Genomic DNA, 22777 nt, shown 5'->3' on the forward strand with positions numbered 1-22777 from the left:
AGCCGTTGGCGGCGCCGTCGGCTCCGACGGCGCCGCCAACGGCTACCAAGCCCTCCAGGCGAAGCTCACGGCGCTCAAGGCCGCTGCGGAGCAACTCACGGAGGAGGCACTGCTGAAGGCCCAGCGCACCAAGCGCAACGCCGACTTCGCGGACATCGTCACCGACCTGTCCGCGGCCGCGGCGGTCGACCCCAGGCACCTCGCCGTACTCGGTGAGGTGGGCGCCGCGTTCCGCCGGGCCGCCGGCAGCGGGGGGTCGGTCGCGGCCGCCGCGGACGGCGTCCGGCTGGCCACGGCGCAGCTGAAGTCCGTCCACCAGGCCCAGTACGGCGGCATCCACGCCGCCGTCAACGCGTCCAAGGCGCGTCAGGCCAAGCCGGGCTTCTACCGGCAGACCTGACCCCCTGCCACTGCCCCACCGAGGGCCGCGCTCCCCCGCCGGAGCGCGGCCCTCCCCCATTCCCGCCCACTCAGAGAAAGGGACCTATGCCGTGATGAAGCGGATGCCCATGAAGGCGAAGGTGGAGCGCGCCGTGTACGGGGCGTCCGTCATCGTGCTGCCCGTCCTGCCCGAACTCGGTGAGGCCGTCGTGAACGCGCCGGTCGCCGTGGCCGGCAGCGGCTGCCTGTGGTGGCTGTACCGCCGCGTGAAGGCCGGTGACTTTCCCAAGGCGCTCAAGACCGCCCAGCGGGCGCTGCCCGTCCTGTCCGGCGCCGCCCTGTACGCGGCGAATGCGATCGCGCCAGGCACCTCGTGGTGGCAGATCGCCGCCCCTGTGGCCTGGGGAGGCCTGATGGCAGGGTGGCTGCCCGTCACCCGCGCCGGATGGACCCCCACCGACGAGAGCGAAGCGGTGGAGCCCTACCCGACGGACTTCGCGGGGGTCGCCGCCCGGATGTGGGCCGACTCGAAGGTGTCGCAGGAGACCTGGCTGGAGAACATCGAGCAGCTGGTCGGCGCCGACCACCCGGACTTCGTCGCCGATGTCGTCGCTCCGGCCGGAACGGCCGTGCCCCGCATGGACCTGGTCGACGTCGCCGCCGTATACGGCTACCCCGTCACCACGGTGTCCTTGAAGGAGATCGACGGCGTCGGCCCCGGCCGGATGCGGCTGACCGTCGCGCCGACCCGCGCCCCGCAGAGCCGCTTCGACCAGATGTGGCACGACTACATCGCCTCAGCCGGCGGCGCGATCCCCGGCGCGCAGGTCGTCGCCATCGACGACGACGTACCCGGCCGCGTCATGATCCTCGCCGCCGTTCCCGCCGCCCAGATCGCCCGCGTCGACCACGAACGGCTGTGCAGCGCCTTCGGTATCAACCCCTCCGAGATGCGGCTCGTGGCCGACGCCCAGGGCCGCGAGGTCCTCATCTCGCTGTACGACGAAGCGCCGTTCAAGACCGTCCGCAAAGCCACCCGTAAACTGCTCACCCTGGACGCCTACGGGCGGTTCACGATCGGCACCGGCCACGACGGGCGCGACGCCAAGGTCCACATGCGCTCCGCCTCCGGCACCCTGCACGGCTTCCTGGTGGGGGTGACCGGCTCCGGCAAGACGGTGGCGATGGCGCTGATGTGCGCCGCGTACGCGAACGCCGGCGTCGTCTCCTGGGTGACCTCCGCCCGCCCGGACGCGCAGATGACCGCGGTCGGCCGCTACGTCGACCGCCAGGGCTCCGGCCCGCTGTTCACGGTGCGGATGCTGCGCGCGGCCGTCGCCCTGATGGGCGTGCGCGGTGAGATCAACTCCGAGGTCGGACACGACTTCTCGCCGCACTCCCCCTACCCGGCCCTCGTCCTGGTCCTCGACGAGTTCAACTCCCAGGTCGGTGACCCCGAGTACGGCGACGAGATCGCCGAACTCACCGACATCCTCGCCCGCGAGGGCCGCAAGTTCGGCATCGGCGTGCTCTTCGCCGGCCAGACCCTCAACCTCGACAAGCTCGGCGGCGCCGCCTCCCTGCGCGAGCAGGTCCAGGGCGGCGTCGGCATCGTGCTGCGCATCGCCGGCGGTATCGCCGCCCGGCAGGCCACCGGCGGACTCGCCGGCGACGCCGAACTCGCCCCCGTCCCCGACCGGCTGGGCGCCGCCGTGTCCCTGATGGACCGCATGAAGGGCACCGAGGACGACCGTCCCGGCCAGTCCACCCAGGGCGCCGGCCACGTCGTCACCGGCTCCAGCGCACTGTTCATGCGCACCCTGCACGTCCACCTGCCCGACGACGGCTCCCCCGACGGACTCGGCGACATCTTCCCCGCAGACAGCGCCATCAGCACCCTCACCGACCGGGAAGCCGACGCCCTGTACGACCTGGGCGACCTCTACGGCGACTGGAACGCCCCCGCCCCCGAGGGCGGAGAGGGCGAGGGCGTAGGCGGTGCGCCGATGCCGCTGGTGTTCACCACGACCAAGCCGACGAAGACGACCGTCAAGGACCAGATCATCGCCGCAGTGACTCGCCGCATGACCGCCAAGGAGATCCGCGAGGCAGTCGACGCGGCGGGCGGCACCGTCCGCAACGCGCTCAGCGACCTCGTCCAGGACGGCCGGCTGCTCCAGGTCGACCACGGCGTGTACGCCCCCGTCCACGACGCCGGAACTGAGCACACCGACGCAGGAACAACTGCTCTGCCCGACGGCATCGACGCCGCCTTGGTCGTGGATGCCGCCGAGCTGATCATCACCAGTCAGTTCGGATCGCCGTCCATGGTGCAGCGCAAGCTCCGCATCGGCTTCGCCCTGGTCGAACAGCTCATGGACGTCCTCGAAGAACGCGGCATCGTCGGCCCCTCAGACGGCGGCAAGGCCCGCGCGGTCCTCGCACGAGTCGACGCGGCAGACGACGTTCTGCGCGAGCTGCGTCACGACCTTGGTGTGGAACTGCCGACTGACCACTGATCACCACACCCGCTGCCGGGCGGGAAAGCCCACACCTCCCGCCCGGTACCTGCCCGCCCAACAACTCACGGAGCTTCGCATGGTCATCTCCTTCTCCCTGGCCCTCGCGCTCACCGTCATCGTCGGCGTCCTGGTCAAGACCGGTCACCAGCGCATCTGGCCCGGGGCCGCCTGTCTGCTGCTCGGCTTCGCCCTCGCCTCCACCGGCCTCGCCCCCGGCATCACCTCTGCGATCCAGGCCGTCACCGGATGGATCAGCTCGACCTGACCCCCCTCCCCCGGCACCACATCCCCGCCGCTCCAAGGAGGATTCCCAATGACGTTGTCAAGCCGGGGTGGTGACGCCTCGTGATTGGCTCATGCCGCTGCGGCAGCAGGGAATGGAGCTGTGGTCTCGAAGGTCCGGTGGTCGCGTATCAGGGCCCAGAGCACGTTCAGCCGGCGTCTGGCCAGCGCGAGGACGGCCTGCTTGTGGGACTTTCCCTCGGCGCGTTTGCGCTGGTAGAAGGTCTTGGACTGGGGACAGTGCACGGTGGCGACCTGGGCGGAGAGGTAGAACATCCGCAGGAGCCGTCGGCTGTAGCGTCTGGGCCGGCGCAGGTTGCCGCTGATCTTGCCCGAGTCTCGGGGCACGGGGGCGAGTCCGGCGACGCCGGCGAGCCGGTCGGGGCTGCCGAAGGCGGCCATGTCACCACCGGTCGCGGCGATGAACTCCGCGCCGAGCATGTCACCGATGCCGGGCATGTTGGTGATCACTTCTGCGTCGGGATGTTCGCGAAACCGGCCCTCGATGAGGGCGTTGGTCTGGGCGATCTCCTCGTCGAGGGCCATCACCTCCCTGGCCAGGGTGTGGACCATCTTCGCGGCGGTCTTCTGCCCGGGGACGACGGTGAACTGGGCCTCGGCCGCGGTGACCGCGGCGTCGGCGGCGCTCTTGGCGACGTTCAGGGTGCGCACGCCGTGGTTCTTGAGCCAGGTGGCCAGCCGGGCCCGGCCGATCCGGCGCAGGGCGGCCGGGGTCTGGTATCCGGTGAGCAGGATGAGCGCGGTCTTGGAGGTGCTGTAGTCGAAGGCCCGTTCCAGGGCGGGGAAGTACTCCAGGATCTGCGAGCGGAGCCGGTTGATCGCCCTGGTGCGGTCGGCGGACAGGTCCATGCGCCGGCCGGTCAGGATCTTCAGGTCGACCGCGATCTCGCTGGTCTCCTGCAAGGGCTGGAGGTCTCGGCGCATCCGGGCCTGGTCCGCGATGACGAAGGCGTCCTTGGCGTCGCTCTTGCCGTCGCCCCGGTAGGAGCCGGAGGCGTGGTGCACGGTCCGGCCGGGGATGTAGAAGAGCCGCTGCCCATGGTTGACCAGCAGCGCGATCCACAGCGCGGCACCGCCGGCGTTGAGGTCGACCGCCCAGGTGACGGGGCTGCCGTCGGCCAGGTCCAGGACGTCACCGAGCAGTTGCAGCAGCTCGTCCTCGCTGTTCGGTACCCGGCGCGAGAGCGCCTTGGTGCCGTCCGCGTCGATCACGGTGCAGTGGTGTTCGCCCTTGCCCGCGTCCGTCCCCGCCCACAGTTCGGGCACCGGACCCTCCTTCGTTGTTCCCGCGTGCTGTCCCAGCAGACGACCTCGCTGTCACGTCCATACGAGCGATTCGGTTCGCGCATCCCAATCAGCAGTCGAGTCGTCGCGGGATGCCGAGCGGCCAATCCTCCTCAGCCACGAAAGCGGCACTCGCATGAAAGCCATACCCGGCATCCCTGGGTGTCCCGATCTTACGAATGACCGCGATCAACCCACGAACAAAGGTATGGAAGCGCATGGTCCGCCACGAACTGCCCGCCCCGATGCACCTGGTGATCGGTGTCGGCGAAGCCCGGCGCTCTCTCGACGCCCACCCGGACGTCGCCCACTTGGCCGACGACCTGATCCGGCGCGGCCGCCGCGCGGGGATACGGACCGAGCCGGTCCTGCCCCGGCGGCAGTACGCCACCCTCGCCGAGCTCGAAGCGGCCATCGAGCGCCGCAGCGGCTGACCCTGCCCGGAGCGTCCTCATGCAGAACCTCACCAGCGCACCCGCACCCGCCAGAGCGTCCACCACCGGCGCCCGGCCGCACCTCTCCCTCGAGGACCGGCTGGCCGCCCTGGACGCGGCGATGACCGTCAAGCTGGACGAAGCCGCCGTCGCGTTCGAGGTGAACACCGCGCACATCCCGAACGCCCTCGTGAACCTCGCCGACGCCGTCACCCTCCCCGGCGCCCTCGCAGCCGCTCCTCACCCGCTGCCGGACCTGTACCCGACCCCCGTCGCAGCCCTGCTGCAACGCGCCCACCACCGCATGGCCACCGACGGCTGGTGCGCCGGTGCCCTGATCGACGAGGACGGCGCGGTCTGTCTGCTCGGAGCCATCACGAAGCAGTCCGGAGGCGACCAAAGCCTGGCAGGGCGTGCCCTGGACGTCCTCATGGACGCCATCCGGCGCAAGTTCGGACCGGACGTGGAGTCGGTTCCGTCGTTCAACGACGCCTTTGCGGGCGGCCGTGTCCCGATGCGGATGCTGGAGGAAGCCGCCGTCCTGGCCGACGCACGCGGAATCTGACCGCTGCGTCGCGGCCGGGCCGCGGTCAGATGTCGATCCGCAGCTGGCCGTGCTCGTCGATCCACGCGTCGTAGATCACGCCGTCGACGATCGCGCCGGAGACCGCGACCTCGAAGCCTTCCTCGGCGTCGATCCACAACTGGCCCAGCATCGTCCGTCCAGGCCGGCCAGATCACCCCGTGGGTGTCGACCACCGACTCGAACTCCACCACGGGCTCCTCACGAGAGAACAGCCCCATCACGCCCCAACTCCTCCCAGTGCCGCCCACCAGCGCCCTGTCTTCGACGTGACCCAACAGCCGCCCGTCACCAAGAACAAGGCGCGCCGTCTCCGGCTGCGTACCGCCTGGAAGCGGTCGTGGCTGGAGGGCGGCTTCTTCCATGAGCGGTGGGACGAACTGTCCCCAGCCCGGTACGCCGGCTGGCACGAGATCGCCAACTGGGTCAAGGCGACCGCCCTGCTGGGCGGGCTCAGCCTCATCGCCATCATGGTGGACACCGCACGCGGCATCGCCGGCAGTGTGCTCAAGGGCCTCTCCGATGCTTTCACCTTCACCACCGGTGACGTCTGTGGGGAACCGTCGACCACCCGGTGAGGGTTTTCCTCGCCCAGCAGGCATCCCACCTCGCCGTCGCCCCCGCCGCCCTGTACACGGTTTGGCACCTTGCCGGACTGCTCGGACCCATCGGCGGCTTCTTCGATAACGCAGGCGCCCGCACCACCTGGGTCCTCTTTGGTTGCGGAAACCTCGCGATGGTCTGGTCAAACGGACGGAATGGCCGATAATCGGCGCAAGTTGGGCGACTGCTTCGCTGGGATGTCGAGTGGCGGCACGACCAATGCCTGTCTGTTTCGGCTCACTGCCGGTTCAGTGGCTGCTTGCAGGGACGTCAAATCGCTACAAGCTCAGGAGCCGGGCACGGGCGCCTCGGCCACCGCGCCTGCCCAACCAACCATGGCTCGCTGTTCCAGACCGTCATCATCGCTTGTCAGAGCATGTTCGCAGTCATGCCCCTTGTGCTGGAGGGAGGCATTGATCCAGGGGAATGGTGGCCACCAAGGGGAAACATCGCCCTGCGCTCCGCTGACCGCCCAGATTGTGACCAACTCCCGGTTGCTCTCGGTCAACCAGTCGAGCATGCCAGCGTGCTTCAAGGACCGTCGGGTTTCCATGATCTTCGTGCTGGCGGAACTCGGCGTTGGGGCAGGGCAGTCGATCAAGGGGCGCTTGACGGGAGTCCGGGACTCGTCAACTTCGACCCGGTCGGCCCGCGCGACCGCGACATCCGCAGTGAGCCGTAGCAGTTTTAGCTTCCCCCGGGCATGGGCCCCCACGGTCGCCCTGGTCTTCTCGCCCGGTCCCAGCCACGCCTGGTCCACCGTGATGGGACCGAACTGGATCTGCTGCGGTGGGTGATAGGTGGCGTAGGTGTTGTAGCGGGCAGCCGGCCCGTAGTTGCCTTCCAGGGCATCTCTCACCTTCTTCCCGTCCACGTCCGAGTCAGGAGAGTGCGTGACCTCGACTTCCGTACCAGTGATCTCGTACAGGGAGGTAAGGACCCTGACCGCAGTTTTTCCGGTGTTCTCGATAGTGACGGCCGCTCGTACCTCTAGCTGGCCGTCACGGTTGCTGACCTTCATGATGTCGTTGCTGACCGTTACGACCGGGACATCGGTTGAGGGCGCGTAGCGTGTGGTGTACCAGAATGGGGGAAGGGCCAGGCTGGCGGCCACGAGCGCGCCCACGGCTCCTAGCGCCCCGCCGACCACGGTCGCCCTCTCCGGCGATTGCCAATTCCAGTTCGTGGGCTCGGCCCGGCGCGCCGTCCTGAAGTCCAGCACGCCCAGGGCGGCTGCGGCCAGGATGGCGATGGCAGTAACGATGAGACTGGACAACAGCAGCGGTTGCGGAACGAAGTTCGACCGGATGCGCAGAACCAGTGCGAGACCTACCACAACCGTCGCGACATCGGAGGCGATGAGCAGGTAGATCCGAGGCCGCGCTTCACTGCCGGCCGTGAACGAGGCACCGCATCCGACCACAATGACCAGCGCGGCAAACCCGAACCAGGCCCCGGCCAACTTGATATCCAAGTCCTCGGCGAAAAAGAGGTCCAGGCCAGCAAATGCGCCCAACACCAGCCCGTATACGAGCAGGATCAGCCTAAGCGCAAGGTTCATGGTCCACCCATCGGGCATCGGTCTTTGCAGACAGTAACGAAGAGGCGGCGGCTGGACATTAAGGCTCGCGGGACTCCGGCGAACGGTCCACCGATGACCGCCACCAGGGTTTCCTGGTATGCCACGCCCCATGCAGGCCCGAATAGCGCACGTCTCGAATACCGCCTCTTCACCAGTAAAACGCGCTGATCATCGTCGGCGACTATCAACTCAGGAAGCCGTGGTCGGTGATGAGCTGATTGAGGTAGACAACCGCCGGATAGGTCGCAACGAAGATGACGAAGAAGCCGTTGAGGCCCATGAACACGGAGACTGCGCCGTGGAACAGCACTCCCAGAACAAGCAGTGCCTGCAGCAGCCCTGGCCCGGCGACGAGGGTCAGCAGGAAGCAGCACTCGAAGATGATCACAGACCAGCAAGCCGCGAAGGCAGCTGCTGGCCGGGCTTCAAGGAACCGCCACAGCCAAGCTCTGCCATAAATACACGTGCTCATGATGGCCGTCACCGCTTCACCCCGGCGCCACATCGGCCCCAGGAGCTTGACAACACCCGACGCCGTATACGCCAGTACCGCCTGGGCAGCGATGAAAACGACGCACAGCCCGCTCGCCAACGACCCGGCAGGCGCGAGGAAGAATAGCGTCGACGAGCCGAAAACGACCATGTGCATGTGATGCGCACCGTCCAGGCCGAACACGGTCCTGCAGTTCAGCAGCAGCAGCCAGCCGAACACGGCAGCCGTAAGCGTCGCGATGATGGTCGAAGCGCGGGGCAGGTAAAGCAATGCGGTGGCCAGGCCCAACGACGAGGTCAGCGCGAGTCGCATGGTCCAAGCGAACGGGGCCGGGGCGAAGACTCGGTCCAGCACCTGCCACAGCGGTCGGGGTCTGCTCGGCTGGGACGTAATCCTCAGAACAGTCCAGCTCAGCAAGCCTGCGGGGGCGAACACGTCGCTGCGGTGCATGTCCTCGACCAGCGACAGCGAGACGCCCAGTGCCGCGATGAACAGGACAGCCCGGATCGCCTCGTCAGGGGTGGTGAACAGCTCAGTCATCACAGTGGGTGCAGTTCCGAGGTGAAGATCGGGTGCGCGGGCTGGTCGATGTGGCTCTGCATGATGAGGAACTGCGTGGCGATGGCTCCGGTGGGACGGGGGATCGACGAGACGTGATGGATGAGGAGCAGGTACGGGGCGGACAGTTTGATCAAGTGTCGACGCCCCTCATCCTCGCTCTCCATCTGCAGTGAGGTGATGAGATCGAAGAGTGTCTTTCGCAACCGCTTTGTCGGGTTCCAGACACACGACGAGGGGCTCTTGAAGCGGTCCATGCCGTGCAGCATCGTCCAGTTGCCGACGGTCCCGTCCGGGAAGACGTCGCGGTAGAGCAGGTACAGGTTGTGAATTCCCGGATGCGGGGCGAAGAAGTGCCACTTGGGAAGCAGAGCGAAGGCTTCTAGCCGACCGACAATGGCAGTCGGCTTCAAGCCCACGTTGTAAAGGAGGGTCAGCGTGAAGTGGCCGCCCAGGGCTGCGGCAACTGCCGCGCTGGAGAGGACTGACAGGTTCATACCGTCCGGACCCAGTCGGCTCTTCTGCTCAAACCCCGAATTCCTCGAGGATCTCCCTGCGCATCGACAGCAGGTCGCGGGCTGAGGCCAGCGACCCCAGCTGCTTGATCTGTTCTTCGGTGAGCTCTACCTCGTCCAGTCGTTCACCCAACTGCTGGGAGCACCCACCAGCGCACGTGATCAGGGCGATGACGATAGCGGCGATGCCAGCACACGCGATTGGGCACATGGCCGTGTGCGCGACGTTCAGTTCCAACTGATGCTCGGGGACGGCATCGATGGCCTGCTGCTCAACGGCGGACAGGTCAGGCGCTGTCTTCACGATCAGCGTGTCATATGAGGCGCGATCGAAGTCCCGGTAACGCTCGACGATCTTGAAGTCGGCATCGTGAAGCTTGCCTCCGTTGTACGCAAACGTCACCACGCCGTAGTCGATCCCGTCGACCAGGGCGAGGCTCGCGACGAGGGTTTTACTGCCGTACATGACGTCGAAGTAGACCGGTGCGGAGAGTAGCTTCTCAAAGGCGACGTCGATCGGCTGAACCGGCCGTGTATCCAGTTGTTCCTGGAATTCCTCGCTCAGCTGTCGCAGGACCCTCTCATCGCCGGTCGCGTAAGCCTTCTCCAACATTCCGATCAAAGGTGTCCCCGGCCGCGCCCAGAACAGCAGCGCCGTGCCCTTGATCGGCTTCAGTACATAGTCGGTCGAGTCCTGCAGCGCGGGATGCGGTGTGACCACGACAGGGACCCGGGTCTGCACGAGACGGCGGTGCTCGTCGGCCCGCAGGCGTTGCACATGCTCGGACAACCCTTCCTTGGCGAACTCTCGCAGAATCTGTTCACGCTTGGGGTGCATGGGGCCACTTCCTCGATTGATCATCCCGCTTCGGAGTCACATCAGTCACCTAACGCTACAAAAAGTAGCAGATAGGCGCTTTCACCCTGTTTGTGCGACACGCGGCCGGATGGTCATCCCAGAGTGACGCAGACGGTCGCTCGTCTTCCGGAGTCGAGGAGCGAGCATCGAGGATTTGCGCATAGTCGGCATATCGCCTTTCACCAGTACGCTTCCCCGGCCGGGGGCCGCGCCGCCGCGACCGGATTGGCCGCCCTTATGTGGGCCCTGGCCAGCATCGTCGCCCTGCGTGGTCTGACCCTTGCGGCCCATCGTCCACAACCACCCGCCGCAGTACCAGTTCAACTCCGCACTCCACATCCACGCCGTCGTCCCCACCCGCGCGGGCGACGACTTCACCGATGCAGCCGAGAACCCGTTCCAGCGCTGACCTCCGGTCGCTCCGCCTGGTTCTCGCCCACCGGCGGGCGAGAACCGGACAGGCCGACCGGCCCCCAGCAGCATCCGCGCCTCGACGACGCACCCCGCGCGGGGCGCGCTGCTGCCCACCGACGTCTGGAGGAACTGACTCGTGCTCATCCCACGCCCGCGCCGCAGGATCGAGCGCACCCCCGCCCGCAGCGTCCCGGCCCCCGCTACCCGCAGCGTCCCGCCCGGCTGCCCGGCTTCTGGAGCAGGTGATGCCGCGCCCGAGGAAGAAGCACCGCCGCCGCGAGGTGATCCGGGTGCCGCGCAGCGACGCAGCGCTGCCCGAGTACGACCGCAGCGCGGTGCCTGAAGGCTTGGTCACCAGATGGCAGTTACGGGACATGGGCCTGAGCCCCGGTGGCAACGAGGGCCCGGTCGCGATTCTGCGCTGCAGGCTGTGCGCGACCCGCCCGCAGTGGTCCTGCCGTCACCCCACCCGCGGCTTCCTGCTCCGCGTCGACCTGGCCAAGCCCAAACGGACGCCGACGCTCGCTCAGGAGTGGGCCCTCGATCAGGCGATGGCAGCGAGACAGACCTGTGGTCAGTGCAGGAGGCGGTTCTACATCTGCCTCTCGAGAAAACTCGGCTGCTGCCTGGAGTGCTTCGACGGCACGCCCGCGGACCCCAGCAGCCTCATGACTCTCCCGGCCCCGGTCGCTCACCGGCTGGCCGCGTGAGCCAGCCCCGTCCCGACCGTCCAGGCCGGGACGGGGCCCGCACAACCCGGGCGGCCGTAGCACCGGCAAAGGCAGGCCGCCCACTCCCTCACCCCTTCGAGATCAGGAGAAACCCAGCATGACGCATCGCTCCGCCCTCTTCGCTGCCGTCCTCGGACTTGGCCGCGCCGGGTCGAACATCGGCGATCACTTCGTGCAGTCCGACTACTGCGCCCGGGTCAAGGGCGCCACCGACGACAAGCCGGTCCACTTCGCCGCCAGCCCGGACGACGAACCGACCGTCCACGGCACGGCCGACGGCGTCAAGGCATGCGCCTGGCACTGCCTGACCTACACCGCCACCCAGGCCATCGCGGTCGGGGCCGGCGCCCGGGTCCTGGGCATCCGGCTGCACCCCGGTGCCGCCGCGGCCGCGCTCGCCCTGTCGTTCGTCACGCACTACGCCGCGGACCGCCGGGTGCCGGGCGGGCTCCTGGAGACGCTCGCCACGAAGACCGGCAAGGGCAACTTCTGGCGCATGGCCGACCACGGAATCAACGGCGCGTACTGCCTGGACAGCGCCTGGCACCACGGCTGGGAAACCCTCGCCGCGCTGGTCGCCACCACCCGGTGACCGCCCGGTCCCGCACACGCCTGGAGCGCGTCCGCGAGTCGGTCGGCATCGTCCAGCTCGCCCTCCAGCAGATCGAGGACGACCTCAGCGCCGACGACGTCGACCAGGCGCAGCTCGCCGCGATCCTGCGCGAGCTCCAGGAGGACGTCGACGTCCCCGGCGGCCTCTTCCCCGCCCTCGCGCAGCTGGTCACGCCCGCCGCGCGGCGGGCGGAGCAGATCGAGCCGGACCGCGACGGTGACGCGTCCGGCCCCCTGCACGATGCCGCCGCCCTGCTCACCGACCACGCCGGGCAGCGCCTGAACTGGGCTGCCCGCTCCCTCGACCCGCAAGGAGACCCCGAATGACCTCGGTGCTGTATCCGGACATGCCGGAGAACGGACTGATCGTGCTGATCGGTGCCTCCGGCGCGGGCAAGTCGACCCTGGCCCGCACCTGGCCCGCCTCCCAGGTCCTCTCCCTCGACGGCCTGCGCGGGATGGTCAGCGACGACCCCGGCGACCAGAGCGCGACCGGCGACGCCGCGGACGTCCTCCAACTGGTCCTGGAGCGCCGGATGGCGCGCAAGCTCAACACGGTGATCGACGCGACCAACTGCGAGCAGGCCGTGAGGGTGGAGCTCGTGATGGCCGCCAAGAGGCACGGCATGCCGACCGTCGCGGTCGTCGTCGCCACGCCGCTGGATGTGTGCCTGGAGCGGCAGGGCCCGCGGCCGGACAACCGGCGCGTGCCCGAGGACACCGTCCGCTCCCAGCACCAGGCCAGGGTCCACTCCCACCAGCGGCTCGCGGCCGAAGGCTTCAACACCATCGTCTTCGCCGATGCCCTGTACCGCCTGGAGCCGTTCCTCAAGCGGCTCTCGCAGGTGAGGGAGGCCGACCTCGGGCGCGACGGCAGCGACGGCCTGGGCGAACTGTGGCTGGCCCGCCGCTTCTTCGGCCCGGAGATCCTGCCGTTGTGGCAGTGGCGGCCGGACTCGGACCTGGTGACCGGCCGGGACCGCGTCGCGGAGATCCGCCTCGGGCAGCAGTACCTCACCCTGGCGCTGCGCGAAGACGTCGACGGCGAGGGCGACTTCGGCTTCGACGTCCTACTGCCCTGCCCCTTTGACCCGGAGTGCGCCGGGCAGGCGTGGGCGCCGGCCTACTCGGTCACCGACCTGCACAAGGCGCTGACCGGCGCCATGGACAGCGACCCGGAGATCGCCTGCACCGTTCACGGCGGCGCCGACGACGTCGACCAGGAGGCCGACGACCACGACCTCCAGGCCGACGACCCCAAGGGCCGCGCCGACCTGGAGGCGCAGTACGCGGACGCGGTCCGCGCGTGAGCCGCGCTGCCGACGAGCCGCACCCGCACCCGCTCACCCCGGCCGATCTCCCGGTCGGGGATGAGTGGTGGCACGGCTGCCGCGACTGCCACCTGCCGATCCAGGGCGGGGCCGCCGGCCTCGCCGCGCACCGCCGCACCGTCCACACCGCCGCCGGTGATCCCCGGCGGCCCATCACGATCCACATGGACCTCTGACCGGCGGCTCGGTTTCCCAAGTTTGGGAAACCGGGCCCGGCGTGACGGGCGCTCCGTGCCGTCCCGGCCTCCAGCACGACGGAGGCCGGGTCGGTCGCGGTGGTCCCTCACCACCGAGCACGGAGAGGAGCTGGACGTCATGCACCTGCGCTTGCGCATCTATGAGGTGGACGTCCCGATACACGACACCAGCCACCCCGACCGGCGTGGCGTGTACGTCTTCACCGGCGTCGCGGACTCCCCCGCCGCGTCCCTGCGTCGCGCGCACGAGGTGTACGACGCCGCGCTCGCCGCGCAGCAGGCCGGGCTTGAGAACCCCGGCAGGCAGCCGGACAGCTGGGGAGCGCGCGGGCTTCGGCCCGGCTGACAGATGGAGTGGCGCGCCGCGACGGCCGGCCTCTGGAACAACCCCGTCAGCTGGACGACCCGCAGCGACTTCGCGCTGTAGCTCCGCCCCGGGACAGCCGCTCTGCTTGGCGGCTTCGTCGGCTGCCCCGGGTCCACCCATCCCGTACGAGACGAGACGGAGAACCCAAGTATGTCGTCCCTCCTGCGCGTTCAGGGCCGGATCGGCCAACGCACCCTCTTACTGACGACCGCCGCCGTGCCGTTGACCGGCTGGGCGGTCCACGCGGTCACGCTGCATAGGCAGCTCGCCGCGACCCGCCGCGACCCGCTGACCGGTCTGCTGCGCCGCGACTCCTACACCGCCCGCGCCCGCCGGCTCCTGGCCCGCCGCGACGACCTGGCCGTGGTCATGGTCGACCAGGACCACTTTAAGGCCGTGAACGACGACTTCGGGCACCCGGCCGGGGACGCCGTCCTGGCCGCGACCGCCGCCCGGCTCACCGCGTGGGCGGGCCCGCGCGCGTCCGCTGGCCGCCTCGGAGGCGATGAGTTCGCCGTCGTCGTCCAGGTGACCGCCGCGCGCCTGGAGCAGCGTCTCGCGCAGCTGGTCCGGATGCTGCACACCCCCGTCGTCCTCGAGGACGGCCGCACCGTCGACGTCGCCGCCTCGGTCGGCGTCGCGACCACCGGTGTCCTCGCCACCCGCGACCTGACCGTGTTGCAGCGGGCCGCCGACGCCGCCCTGTACGACGGCAAACACTCCGGCCGCGCCCACCTCGCCACCGCCGCGCACACCATGCTTCCGTCCGTCAACGGCCGCCGGGCCGGGCGGCCGGGCACGGCAGTCTGGGGGCGAGCGGCATGAGCACCGGAACCCTTCCGCCGGCGGGCGACTGGATTCGTGGCATCAGCGTCAGGCAGCCGTGGACCACGCATCGCCGCCAGGGCCAAGACGATCGAGAACCGCCCGCAGCCCTGGTCCTGGCGCGGCTGGCTCCTGCTGCACGCGGGTCTGCAGACCGACCGGCCCGCCCTGCGCGTGCCGCTGGTCGCGCGCACGATCTGCGGCCGTGACCTGCCGACCGGCGCTGTGATCGGCGTCGCCCGGCTGACCGGCTGCCACCAGGACCCGGACGGCTCCCCGCCCTGCACCGAGTGGGCGGAGCCCGGCCGGTGGCACCTCGAGCTCGTCGACGTCCAGGAGCTCGCCCTGCCGATCCCCGCACGCGGACAGCTCGGACCCTGGAAGCCCACCGAGGACCTGGTCGCGCAGGTGCGTCAGCAGCTGCCCGACCTGCGTCCGTGAGCACCCGCCGTCGACCCGCACCCGCACCGCCCGAGCCGCCCGCCGTGCCGGTCCCACTCCTGGACTGGCACGACAACAGGCACTTCGCCTGGCCCGAGCGGTGCGTGCTGTGCCGGAAGACCACTCCGCTGAGGTCCCACGACGGAGAAGCCGTGCACAAGACGTGCGCGGAGCTCTGGAACGCGGCGCATCCCGGCGAGACCCGGTTCGTCTCCGACCCGCCCAAGAGCGGCAAGAGCAAGGACCACGCCTGAACTTCCCCTCCAGACGGAGGCCCCCATGAGCAGCACCGAACGCGACGTCGACCACGCCCTCGCCTACCCCGAGCCGCCCGCCTCCCCACTCTGGCACCGCCACGGCGCCAAGGCCCGCCCGCTCACCCCCGAACAGCAGCGGCGCAACCGCGAGCTGCTGGACCTCGCCCAGCGCACCACCCGACCCCGCTCCCCTCGCCCCACCGAGACCCTGGCGGAGGCCAGCTGATGGACACCAAGCACTGCACCGTCGACGGCTGGGTCGACGCGATCGCCGTCCCCGGCCCGCACGGCACCATCTCCTTCGACCTGGTCGTCCGGCCCGCCGACATCGACGCACTCGCCGACGACGCCCCCGACACGATCGTCACCTGCACCAGCGGTGACCCCCGGATCACCCACGAGCTGCTGAACGGCATACAGCCCGGCGACCTGCTGCGCGCGACCGGCACTCTGGTCCAGCCGACGACGCCCGGCGAGCACGCCCGGCTCACCGTCGACGCCCTGGAGGTCTTGGACACCGCACTGGTCCCCGTCCTGCGGGAGATGGTGCTCGACAGGTACGGCGACTACGTCGTGATCTTCGACGGCGACACGGACGCCGTGCCCGTCTTCACCGCGCACGGGCAGTGGGTCGGCCTGGCGGACAACCCTGACGCCATCGCCACCCTCATCGACATCCACGAGCGCGTGAACGGCGGCGACGACTGATGGCCACCACCAGCCCGCAGGCCCGGACCGTCCTGGAGCGGTTCCCCGCCGGAGCTCCCCGCGGCTCCTGGCCGGCCGAAGAGTACGCAGCCGCCCAACGCGCCCAGGGCACCAATGCCCAGGTCGTGATGGACCTGCGCACCGACCAGTTCCTCGTGGTCACCGACACCACCACCCAGTAGCACGACCCCGGAGCGCCGCACCCGCCCGTCCCGGCCGGGCGCGGCGCTCCGTGTGTTCCCGCCCCTCACCACCGAGCAGGAGGCTCACCCTTGCGCCCGATCCGTCTGACCTCGTTCGGCTACCTGCACTTGCCCACCGGCCCGGACGGTTCCCCCGTCCCGCCCGCCGCCGACCGGATCGAAGACGTCCGCGACCGGCTCCGCGACCCCGCCGCCGCCCGCGACATCCTCGATCTCGACGGCCTCGACCCCCGCGTCCAGGGCGTCGTCCTCGCAACTCCCGGCGCCCGCGAGCTACTCGCCAACCTCGCCAACCTCGCCGACTACGCCGACCTGCCCGCCGGCCCCAGCCGCATCGCCCTCGGTTGCGCGGGCGGCAGGCACAGGGCCAGCGGTCTTACCGAACTCCTTGCCCGAGAACTCCGCAGCCGCGGCCATGAGGTCGTAGTCGAGCACCTGCACGTCCATCTGCCGCGCGTCCTCAAGACGCCCGCCGGCCCCCGCACCGCCAACACCGAGCAGGAGACCGCCCGATGATCCGTCGCTTCCGCCGCTGCGGCCACGGCCCCGGCGCCCTCACACCCGAGGACCAGGCCGTCGTCGACCAGTTCCGTGCGATGCTCACCGCCCTGCGCAACCCCGAGCCTTGGACGCCCGGCAGCGCCCGGGACATCGCCGTGCGTGTCGGCCCGTTCGTGGAACGCGCGCACACCCGGCCCGGCGACGACCACGGCCCCGACATGATCGCCGTCGCCCTGGTCCACCCCGACACCCCGCACGCCAGCGCCTACCTCCACGGCCGCCAGCTCGGCTACACCGAGCGCGGTTGGCTGCGCTGTGAGACGAGCGCGATCATCGGCTTCTGGCAGCCCGGTTACGCGATGCTCACCCACGCCGCCACCGGGCTGCCCCTGCCCGACGACGTCGGCATGGCGCCGGCGCACTACGCCCTCTACATCGAGGCCCGCAAACGCGACGGCAGTCGCGACGGCTACACCCTGCTGCGCGTCGGTCCGTACACCCAGACCCGGCACGCCCAGCAGGACCACGATCGGATCACCGCCGTGCTCGACGGACGCGAGACCACCCTCGTGCCCGGACACCGCGTCTCCGTGCGGTACGCGCCGTTCGACGTCAGCGACCACCAGCTGTTCGCCGACCCGTACGAGGCCGACGCCGTGGCGCTCCTGGACGCCGCCGTCGCGGGGGTGAGCGCGTGACCGCCCCGGCCCTGTACGAGATCGAGACCAGCGAGGGCGACGGCGGCACCATGCACCCCGCCGAACAGCTCTGGACGCCCTGCGTCGACGGCATGGCCGACCACGGGTTCATCGCCCACCAGGGCCTGTTCGTCGCCGGGATCGGCGGTGGCGCCGACGGAGACCTCTACCCGGTCGGCTTCCTGTTCCTTGGCAAGTCAGCGTGTTGAGTCAGGCGCCCCGAACTCGAGGCCCGTCGAACCGCGGACGATCGACCGACGGCTACGGATTGTCAGCGCCCTGTCTTACGATCCCGCCTAGCCAGCTACGGGCAGGAGGGGTGCAGTGGAAGCTATTCGCCGAGGTGACAGAGGCAAGCAGAAGGCCTGGGTGTGGCTGATGGTGCTGACTGCACAACGTGGCCTGTGCGTGTATTGCGGCCGCTCCCCGTCGACCACACTGGACCACGAAAGGCCGATCGCCGGGGCAGGCCACGACATCTGGTGGAACTTCGTCCCTGCCTGCAAGCCCTGCAACCTCCGGAAGAGCAAGCACGAGAGCGCCGCGCATTGGGTTGCAGATATGGACATCTGCCACCGATATCCGGAGCTGACGCGCTCCAAGTGGAGGATGAGCCCGAAGGTCTTCGCCGGCATCACAAGGCGCGTGGAACGCGTCCAGCGAGAGATAGCCGACGCGGATCGCCGCGAGTGGTTCGAGCTGCACTACGGCGAGGAGAAGTGGGGAAACAAGACTGAGCTGTTCAAGATCCTTGATCGCTGCAAGGCGGAGCTCAAGGGGTACCCGCACTACCCCTGGCGGACCCCGAAGGTCAGGGAGCTGATGGGGCACTGCACGCGCCTGATCTGCTGCGGTTACTTCCATCCGCAGGCGAGGCTCCTGCACGCGTTCCTGGATCGGGAGGAGGTCAGAGCCTTCCAGCGCGCCGTCTTCAACGAGCGCGCGCACGAGGGTGAAGTGCTCGGTCGCCTCGTCCGGGAGTACCTCGCTGACAGGCAGCGCGATCTCGACGACGAGGCATAGTTGTGCAGGCGAGAGAAGAGGTCGATACAGCACTTCGCCGCCGCTGACCTGCACGAACATCAGGGTTGACTGGAAACCGCACGTTGCCGGTCGACCCTGGCTTGCCGAGAAGCTGGGCGTCACCGAGTAATCCGCTGCCACCCCGGACGTGTAGACGTACGAGCTCGCGCCTGAACGGATCGGGGCCGGCCCACCGCTTTCGGTGGGCCGGCCCCGATCCGTTGCTGCGGCAGGCATCCGGTTGATACCTCGGCCACCCGGCGGCCCAGTTCTCCTGCCATGCTGGCTGCCCACGCCTGACGGTCAGGGCCGAAGGGGGATGACGTTCGGTGCCTGGCCTTCGTGAACGCCCGCCCGGCCTGGGGGAACAGGAGCGGGGCCACGACCGAGGACAGGGCCGTGGTCAGCCGCTGGGACAGCGCCACCCGTCCGTCGTGCAGCCGTACGGCGAGCGTCTTCGGGTGCCGGGCGTTGCCGGTGAACCCGACCACGGCCGCGTCGACGGTGTCGGCGTGCCTGATCTTCGCCCAGACCCGGCCGCCGAGGCTGCTGGTGAGGCCCAGCCGCCAGTCGGGTGCGATGAGGCCGGGGCTGGCCTGGGCTAGTGCCGGGTAGGCGGCGGCCCCGGGGACGGAGATGGTGTAGGTCGCGGCGAGCGTGGCCGGTGCGGCGCGGGCCATGGGCATGCCGCGCGCAGCGAGGATGGGGTGTCGTATCAGCGAGCCCAGAAGCCGCGAGTCGTTGATCCGCAGAAGCTATGACTCCAAGGTCAGTAACGACTGCGACACCCAAGGCACCTCGATCACTTCGGAGTAGTGCGGCGGGTCGCGGAGTGTTCCCCGCCGCAGGAGACGGTTTCAGCGTGTGGCTACTTCGTCGCCTGGGCCGCTTCCAGGAGCTGCTTCACCGCAGCCGCGTTCTTGCCGTGGGCTTCCTTCTCCAAGCCCTGAAGTTCACTGGCGTTTTCGCCCGTGGTGGTCTTGCCGTCGCTTTCGCCGGTGCCGACCTTGCCGTCGTCGTAGGGCATCGTGTGCAGGGTCGCGTTCCACTTGCCGTCATCGCCCTTCACCAGCAGGGCGATGTACTTGTGGCCCTCTTCGTAGCGGGGCTCGCCCTGCCAGGCGAACTCCCGCTCGGTGCCGTCCTCCCACCACCAGCCCAGGAGCTCGACCGGGTAGGTCGCCGGCGCGGCGTCGGCGCCGGGCTTGGACCACAGCACCTGATCGACCTTCATCGTCGCGGTGCGCGGGATGTGCCCTTCGCCGTTGTCCTTCTTGTCCTCCGGCAGGGCACCCTTGCGTTCGCTGCCGGGCACCATCTCGATCACGACGGCGTGGTCGCCGTGGGTGACCCAGTCGGACGCGGTCAGGGTCGGGAATCCCTCCGACATGTGGGCCGCAACTGCCAGCGGCCCCTCGTCACCGCCATTGGCGGTGGCAACGCCGGCGAAAGTCCCACCGGCCACGGCAGCCACCGCGACAGCAAGAGCAGTCAGGCGCCCGCGCCGGGTCACGGGCAGCCACCGCCGACCCGCAACGGGCTGGTCACTCTTCGCACGAAACATGAAACGGCCTTTCCTCGTGTGGTGTGTCCAGGGTGAAGATCGTCTGACCGGGCGGCCTGCCGTACTACCGCCCGATGTCAGTCGTGACACAGAGCCGCGCCGGGCGAGCGTACGGGGGCTTGGGCGCTCACCGGTGTGCGTCCGCACGCTCTGCCGGGCGCAACCCAACTGCGGAGACGAGCAGGATCACGGGCCGGCACCCTCAGGCAAAGGCACCGGCCGTCCGCTGCCGGTTTGTCCGGACCTCCGAGCGCCAGCCTCGAGACCTTCAGGGGGTGCGGGTCAGGCGGGTGGGCGCGCCTGCAGTCTGGCTGCCCTCGTCCCCCAGGCGCAGGGTGTCGGCCCCGGACTTCGTCAGGGTGTAGATGTTGCCCCGCACGCACCGTACGCCCGTGGACGGGTCCGTCGGAGTGCTGGTGGCCGCCTCGAACACCATGGACGTGCCGCGCGTCTCCTGCAGACGCAGCGTCTCGGTGCACCCGATGTCCCGGCCGCTGCCGGCTTCGATCACATGGCTGATCTGTCGGCCGACGACGTCACCCCGGTCCGCCGCGTGCAGGGTGACGGTCACCGACACCTTGTTCGTCCGCGCGTTGACGACACCGTCGCCGGAACTGCTCCCGGGACCGGTGCCCTTCCAGGTACCCACCCAGGAGGCGGGCAGGGCATCGGCCGCGGGCGATGGGGACGAGTACGCGGAGGGAGTCGGAGACTTGCGCCCGCCGTCGTCCGTCCCCTCGGCGTTGCCGTCAGGCCAGGTCAGGGCGACGGCGACGGCCGCGGTTGCCACGACACCGGCTATAGCGGCGGCCGTGCGCGGCCGCGCGGTCCGCCGCCCGGGCCCTGAAGGGCTTCCTGACGGAAGAGTCCCGGACTGAAGTGCCGGGGGGTGAACGTGTATGGCGCCTGGATCACCGTAGGCGATGGGCGGCCCGAATCCGGTCGGCGGTGCCGTCTGCGGAGGCGGTGGCAGGACCACGGGGCGCTGCAGCAGTGCCTGCGACTCGGCTTCTCTCGCGGCGATGTCCCCCGACAGACCCTGTGGCAGTGCGGCCGCCCAACTTCCCGGTGCCGCGCCGATCCGCTCCATCAACTCAGCGGCGGATGGCCGGGCTTGCGGCGCTTTATGCAGACAGGCGGCGAGGAGCGGCGCGAGCTCCTGCGGTACGCCGTGGAGCGCGGGCTCCTCGTGCACGATCCGGTAGAGCAGTTGCGCCGCCGAGGGGTTCTCGCCCGGGTGCAGGAACGGGCCCTTGCCAGTTGCGGCGTACACCAGCGTGGCCCCGAGGGAGAAGACGTCACCGGGCTCGCTCGATATCCCGCCTGCCGCCTGCTCCGGTGCCATGTATCCGGGCGAGCCGATGACCCCGCCGGTCCTGGTGTGCCGGGTATCGTCGGCCGCACGGGCGATGCCGAAGTCAATGAGCAGGGGATGACGGCGGGCCAGCAGCACGTTGGACGGCTTCACGTCCCGGTGGGCGAGGCCCGCCCGGTGCACCGCCCGAAGCCCCTCCGCCAGCTCCGCGGCCAGGGCGCGGACAGCGGGCTCGGGCAGCGGGCCACTGCGCTCCACCCAGTCGCTGAGCGACGGTGCGGCCACGTACTCGGTGGCCAGCCACTGAGGCCGCTGCCCCGCGGGGCTGTAGTCGACGACCGACGCCGTCCACGGGGACCGCACCTGATCACTGCTGGCGATCTCGCGGGCGAAGCGCTCCTCGAAGCCCGGGTCGAGCCCGAACTCAGCCCGCAGTGTCTTCAAGGCCAACGGCCGCCCGGACGCCGTACGGGAAAGGAAGACCTGTCCCATGCCACCGGCGCCGAGCACCGCCAGCAGCGGATAGCCGCCAATCGCCGACGGATCGCCGGGATCCAGACTCCTCATGTTCTCTCCGGGCGGTACTCGGGCCGCAGCAGGGCGGGACACCGCGGGCGGGGAGGATATGATTCCGCCCGGCATTGGCGTGAGCACAATCTACACATGCCGCATTGAGGCGGTTGATGCACCGCTCGACGGTGTTGCGCTGCTTGTAGGTCTCGCGGTCGAAGGCCGGTGGTCTGCCCCCTCGGCTGCCGCGTCGCAGTCGGTGGCCGCGCTGGTCCACCGGGACAGGGATCACGGCACGGATGCCGCGTCGGCGCAGGTGCTCGCGGATCGCGCGGGACGAATACGCCTTGTCCGCCAGGACCACGTCCGGTCTGGTGCGCGGCCGGCCACGTCGGCGGGGAACACGCAGGCGGGCCATGACATCGGTGAAGACCGGTGCATCGCCTGCCTGTCCGGCGGTGAGGACGAAAGCCAGAGGACGGCAGCGGGCATCGGCAGCCAGGTGGATCTTCGTTGTCAGTCCGCCGCGGGACCGGCCGATGGCATGGTCGTCGGGTTCGTCGGCCAGGGCCCCCTTTTGCGGGCCCCGGCCGCGTGCTGGTGAGCCCGCACGATCGTGGAGTCCACCGAGACCGCCCAGTCGAGGTCTTCCTCCGCGTCGGCCTGGGCCATCAGCGCAGTGAACACCCGCTCCCAGGTCCCGTCGACGGCCCACATCCGCAGCCGGTTGTAGACCCCTCGCCAGTTGCCGTACTTCTCCGGCAGATGGACCCACTGGGTGCCGGTCTGGAACTTGTAGGCGATCGCGTCGATCACCTCACGATGGTCCCGCCAGCGGCCACCCCGCCTCGGCGTCCGGTCCGGGAGCAACGGCTCAATCCGCTCCCACTGCGCATCAGTCAACGACACACCGGACCAACGACCAGATGATCTAAACGAAACGCCCTAGTGACCTGAGTCGGA

31 protein-coding genes and 2 pseudogenes are annotated in these 22777 nt (G+C 69.6%); 23 read left to right on the forward strand and 10 right to left on the reverse strand.

The window, feature by feature from the left end:
- The 3 genes from AOK23_RS19835 to AOK23_RS19845 all read left to right on the forward strand — a co-directional run.
- The coding region (locus AOK23_RS19835; protein WP_055714039.1) for a hypothetical protein at positions 1-400 on the forward strand (400 nt) is incomplete at its 5' end.
- A 94-nt stretch (positions 401-494) separates the two neighbouring features.
- Positions 495-2900, forward strand: a complete 2406-nt coding sequence (locus AOK23_RS49960; protein ID WP_055714040.1) for a DNA translocase FtsK — start codon at positions 495-497, stop codon at positions 2898-2900.
- A gap of 79 nt (positions 2901-2979) precedes the next feature.
- Positions 2980-3168: a hypothetical protein gene (locus AOK23_RS19845; protein ID WP_055714041.1), complete on the forward strand. Its 189-nt coding sequence runs from the start codon at positions 2980-2982 to the stop codon at positions 3166-3168.
- An 89-nt stretch (positions 3169-3257) separates the two neighbouring features.
- Here AOK23_RS19845 and AOK23_RS19850 read toward each other — a convergent pair whose 3' ends face one another.
- Positions 3258-4472: an IS110 family RNA-guided transposase gene (locus AOK23_RS19850; RefSeq protein ID WP_055714042.1), complete on the reverse strand. Its 1215-nt coding sequence runs from the start codon at positions 4470-4472 to the stop codon at positions 3258-3260.
- 236 nt (positions 4473-4708) lie between these two features.
- Between AOK23_RS19850 and AOK23_RS19855 the strand changes: the two genes are divergently transcribed.
- Positions 4709-4924, forward strand: a complete 216-nt coding sequence (locus tag AOK23_RS19855) for a hypothetical protein (RefSeq protein WP_055714043.1) — start codon at positions 4709-4711, stop codon at positions 4922-4924.
- A gap of 19 nt (positions 4925-4943) precedes the next feature.
- Complete coding sequence (locus AOK23_RS19860; RefSeq protein ID WP_055714044.1) at positions 4944-5489, forward strand: DUF6197 family protein; 546 nt, start codon at positions 4944-4946, stop codon at positions 5487-5489.
- 25 nt (positions 5490-5514) lie between these two features.
- Here the strand turns inward: AOK23_RS19860 and AOK23_RS51430 are convergent, their stop codons facing one another.
- On the reverse strand, positions 5515-5640 hold the full coding sequence (locus AOK23_RS51430; protein ID WP_276205747.1) for a hypothetical protein: 126 nt from the start codon (positions 5638-5640) through the stop codon (positions 5515-5517).
- A 136-nt stretch (positions 5641-5776) separates the two neighbouring features.
- Here AOK23_RS51430 and AOK23_RS19865 point away from each other — a divergent pair, with 136 nt between their 5' ends.
- Entirely contained in the window at positions 5777-6085 is a 309-nt protein-coding gene (locus AOK23_RS19865; RefSeq protein ID WP_055714045.1) for a hypothetical protein, read from the forward strand.
- A gap of 311 nt (positions 6086-6396) precedes the next feature.
- On the opposite strand, the gene AOK23_RS19870 is transcribed toward AOK23_RS19865, so the two are convergent.
- From AOK23_RS19870 to AOK23_RS19885, 4 genes are all read right to left on the reverse strand, one after another.
- Entirely contained in the window at positions 6397-7671 is a 1275-nt protein-coding gene (locus AOK23_RS19870; RefSeq protein ID WP_157878088.1) for a hypothetical protein, read from the reverse strand.
- 205 nt (positions 7672-7876) lie between these two features.
- On the reverse strand, positions 7877-8725 hold the full coding sequence (locus tag AOK23_RS19875; protein WP_157878089.1) for a hypothetical protein: 849 nt from the start codon (positions 8723-8725) through the stop codon (positions 7877-7879).
- Entirely contained in the window at positions 8725-9240 is a 516-nt protein-coding gene (locus tag AOK23_RS19880; RefSeq protein WP_055714048.1) for a hypothetical protein, read from the reverse strand. Before AOK23_RS19880 ends, AOK23_RS19875 begins: the two co-directional genes overlap by 1 nt.
- Before the next feature lie 28 nt (positions 9241-9268).
- A complete protein-coding gene (locus tag AOK23_RS19885; protein ID WP_055714049.1) occupies positions 9269-10096 on the reverse strand; it encodes a hypothetical protein in 828 nt (275 codons plus the stop codon).
- Positions 10097-10397: 301 nt separating this feature from the next.
- Between AOK23_RS19885 and AOK23_RS51435 the strand changes: the two genes are divergently transcribed.
- From AOK23_RS51435 to AOK23_RS19965, 17 genes and pseudogenes are all read left to right on the forward strand, one after another.
- Positions 10398-10526 (forward strand): hypothetical protein, encoded by a 129-nt coding sequence (locus tag AOK23_RS51435; RefSeq protein WP_276205748.1) that lies wholly within the window; start codon positions 10398-10400, stop codon positions 10524-10526.
- 250 nt (positions 10527-10776) lie between these two features.
- Positions 10777-11241 (forward strand): RRQRL motif-containing zinc-binding protein, encoded by a 465-nt coding sequence (locus tag AOK23_RS19890; RefSeq protein ID WP_055714050.1) that lies wholly within the window; start codon positions 10777-10779, stop codon positions 11239-11241.
- 118 nt (positions 11242-11359) lie between these two features.
- Positions 11360-11854, forward strand: coding sequence for a hypothetical protein (locus AOK23_RS19895; protein ID WP_055714051.1), 495 nt, complete (start codon positions 11360-11362; stop codon positions 11852-11854).
- Positions 11851-12201: a hypothetical protein gene (locus AOK23_RS48880; RefSeq protein WP_055714052.1), complete on the forward strand. Its 351-nt coding sequence runs from the start codon at positions 11851-11853 to the stop codon at positions 12199-12201. Before AOK23_RS19895 ends, AOK23_RS48880 begins: the two co-directional genes overlap by 4 nt.
- Positions 12198-13184 (forward strand): ATP-binding protein, encoded by a 987-nt coding sequence (locus AOK23_RS19905; RefSeq protein ID WP_055714053.1) that lies wholly within the window; start codon positions 12198-12200, stop codon positions 13182-13184. The genes AOK23_RS48880 and AOK23_RS19905 overlap by 4 nt, the downstream gene beginning before the upstream one ends.
- Positions 13181-13381: a hypothetical protein gene (locus AOK23_RS19910; protein WP_055714054.1), complete on the forward strand. Its 201-nt coding sequence runs from the start codon at positions 13181-13183 to the stop codon at positions 13379-13381. The genes AOK23_RS19905 and AOK23_RS19910 overlap by 4 nt, the downstream gene beginning before the upstream one ends.
- Before the next feature lie 139 nt (positions 13382-13520).
- A complete protein-coding gene (locus tag AOK23_RS19915; RefSeq protein ID WP_338056485.1) occupies positions 13521-13748 on the forward strand; it encodes a hypothetical protein in 228 nt (75 codons plus the stop codon).
- A gap of 171 nt (positions 13749-13919) precedes the next feature.
- Positions 13920-14594 (forward strand): GGDEF domain-containing protein, encoded by a 675-nt coding sequence (locus tag AOK23_RS19920; RefSeq protein ID WP_055714055.1) that lies wholly within the window; start codon positions 13920-13922, stop codon positions 14592-14594.
- Positions 14591-15035 (forward strand): annotated as a pseudogene (locus AOK23_RS19925) (ASCH domain-containing protein). The gene AOK23_RS19920 and the pseudogene AOK23_RS19925 overlap by 4 nt, the downstream one beginning before the upstream one ends.
- Positions 15032-15289, forward strand: a complete 258-nt coding sequence (locus AOK23_RS19930; RefSeq protein ID WP_055714056.1) for a hypothetical protein — start codon at positions 15032-15034, stop codon at positions 15287-15289. Before AOK23_RS19925 ends, AOK23_RS19930 begins: the two are co-directional and overlap by 4 nt.
- A 25-nt stretch (positions 15290-15314) precedes the next feature.
- Positions 15315-15518 carry a hypothetical protein gene (locus AOK23_RS19935; RefSeq protein ID WP_055714057.1) on the forward strand — a complete coding sequence of 68 codons (204 nt, stop codon included), beginning with the start codon at positions 15315-15317 and terminating at the stop codon, positions 15516-15518.
- On the forward strand, positions 15518-16000 hold the full coding sequence (locus AOK23_RS19940) for a hypothetical protein (protein ID WP_055714058.1): 483 nt from the start codon (positions 15518-15520) through the stop codon (positions 15998-16000). The genes AOK23_RS19935 and AOK23_RS19940 overlap by 1 nt, the downstream gene beginning before the upstream one ends.
- Positions 16000-16182, forward strand: a complete 183-nt coding sequence (locus AOK23_RS19945) for a hypothetical protein (protein ID WP_055714059.1) — start codon at positions 16000-16002, stop codon at positions 16180-16182. Before AOK23_RS19940 ends, AOK23_RS19945 begins: the two co-directional genes overlap by 1 nt.
- Positions 16183-16272: 90 nt before the next feature.
- Positions 16273-16719, forward strand: coding sequence for a RapZ C-terminal domain-containing protein (locus tag AOK23_RS19950; protein WP_107102821.1), 447 nt, complete (start codon positions 16273-16275; stop codon positions 16717-16719).
- Positions 16716-17402, forward strand: a complete 687-nt coding sequence (locus AOK23_RS19955; RefSeq protein WP_055714060.1) for a hypothetical protein — start codon at positions 16716-16718, stop codon at positions 17400-17402. Before AOK23_RS19950 ends, AOK23_RS19955 begins: the two co-directional genes overlap by 4 nt.
- Positions 17399-17611, forward strand: coding sequence for a hypothetical protein (locus tag AOK23_RS19960; protein WP_055714061.1), 213 nt, complete (start codon positions 17399-17401; stop codon positions 17609-17611). The genes AOK23_RS19955 and AOK23_RS19960 overlap by 4 nt, the downstream gene beginning before the upstream one ends.
- Positions 17612-17726: 115 nt before the next feature.
- Positions 17727-18425, forward strand: coding sequence for an HNH endonuclease (locus tag AOK23_RS19965; protein ID WP_079049574.1), 699 nt, complete (start codon positions 17727-17729; stop codon positions 18423-18425).
- A 119-nt stretch (positions 18426-18544) separates the two neighbouring features.
- Here the strand turns inward: AOK23_RS19965 and AOK23_RS19970 are convergent, their stop codons facing one another.
- From AOK23_RS19970 to AOK23_RS49965, 4 genes and pseudogenes are all read right to left on the reverse strand, one after another.
- A complete protein-coding gene (locus tag AOK23_RS19970; protein ID WP_157878091.1) occupies positions 18545-19111 on the reverse strand; it encodes a hypothetical protein in 567 nt (188 codons plus the stop codon).
- A gap of 182 nt (positions 19112-19293) precedes the next feature.
- Positions 19294-19899, reverse strand: coding sequence for a hypothetical protein (locus tag AOK23_RS19975; protein ID WP_240496466.1), 606 nt, complete (start codon positions 19897-19899; stop codon positions 19294-19296).
- Between the two features lie 358 nt (positions 19900-20257).
- On the reverse strand, positions 20258-21871 hold the full coding sequence (locus AOK23_RS19980) for a serine/threonine-protein kinase (RefSeq protein WP_055714065.1): 1614 nt from the start codon (positions 21869-21871) through the stop codon (positions 20258-20260).
- Between the two features lie 106 nt (positions 21872-21977).
- Positions 21978-22723 (reverse strand): annotated as a pseudogene (locus tag AOK23_RS49965) (IS5 family transposase); the annotation flags it as partial.
- Positions 22724-22777 lie beyond the last annotated feature (54 nt).

It is taken from the genome of Streptomyces torulosus (genome assembly GCF_001419765.1).
GTDB lineage: Bacteria > Actinomycetota > Actinomycetes > Streptomycetales > Streptomycetaceae > Streptomyces > Streptomyces torulosus.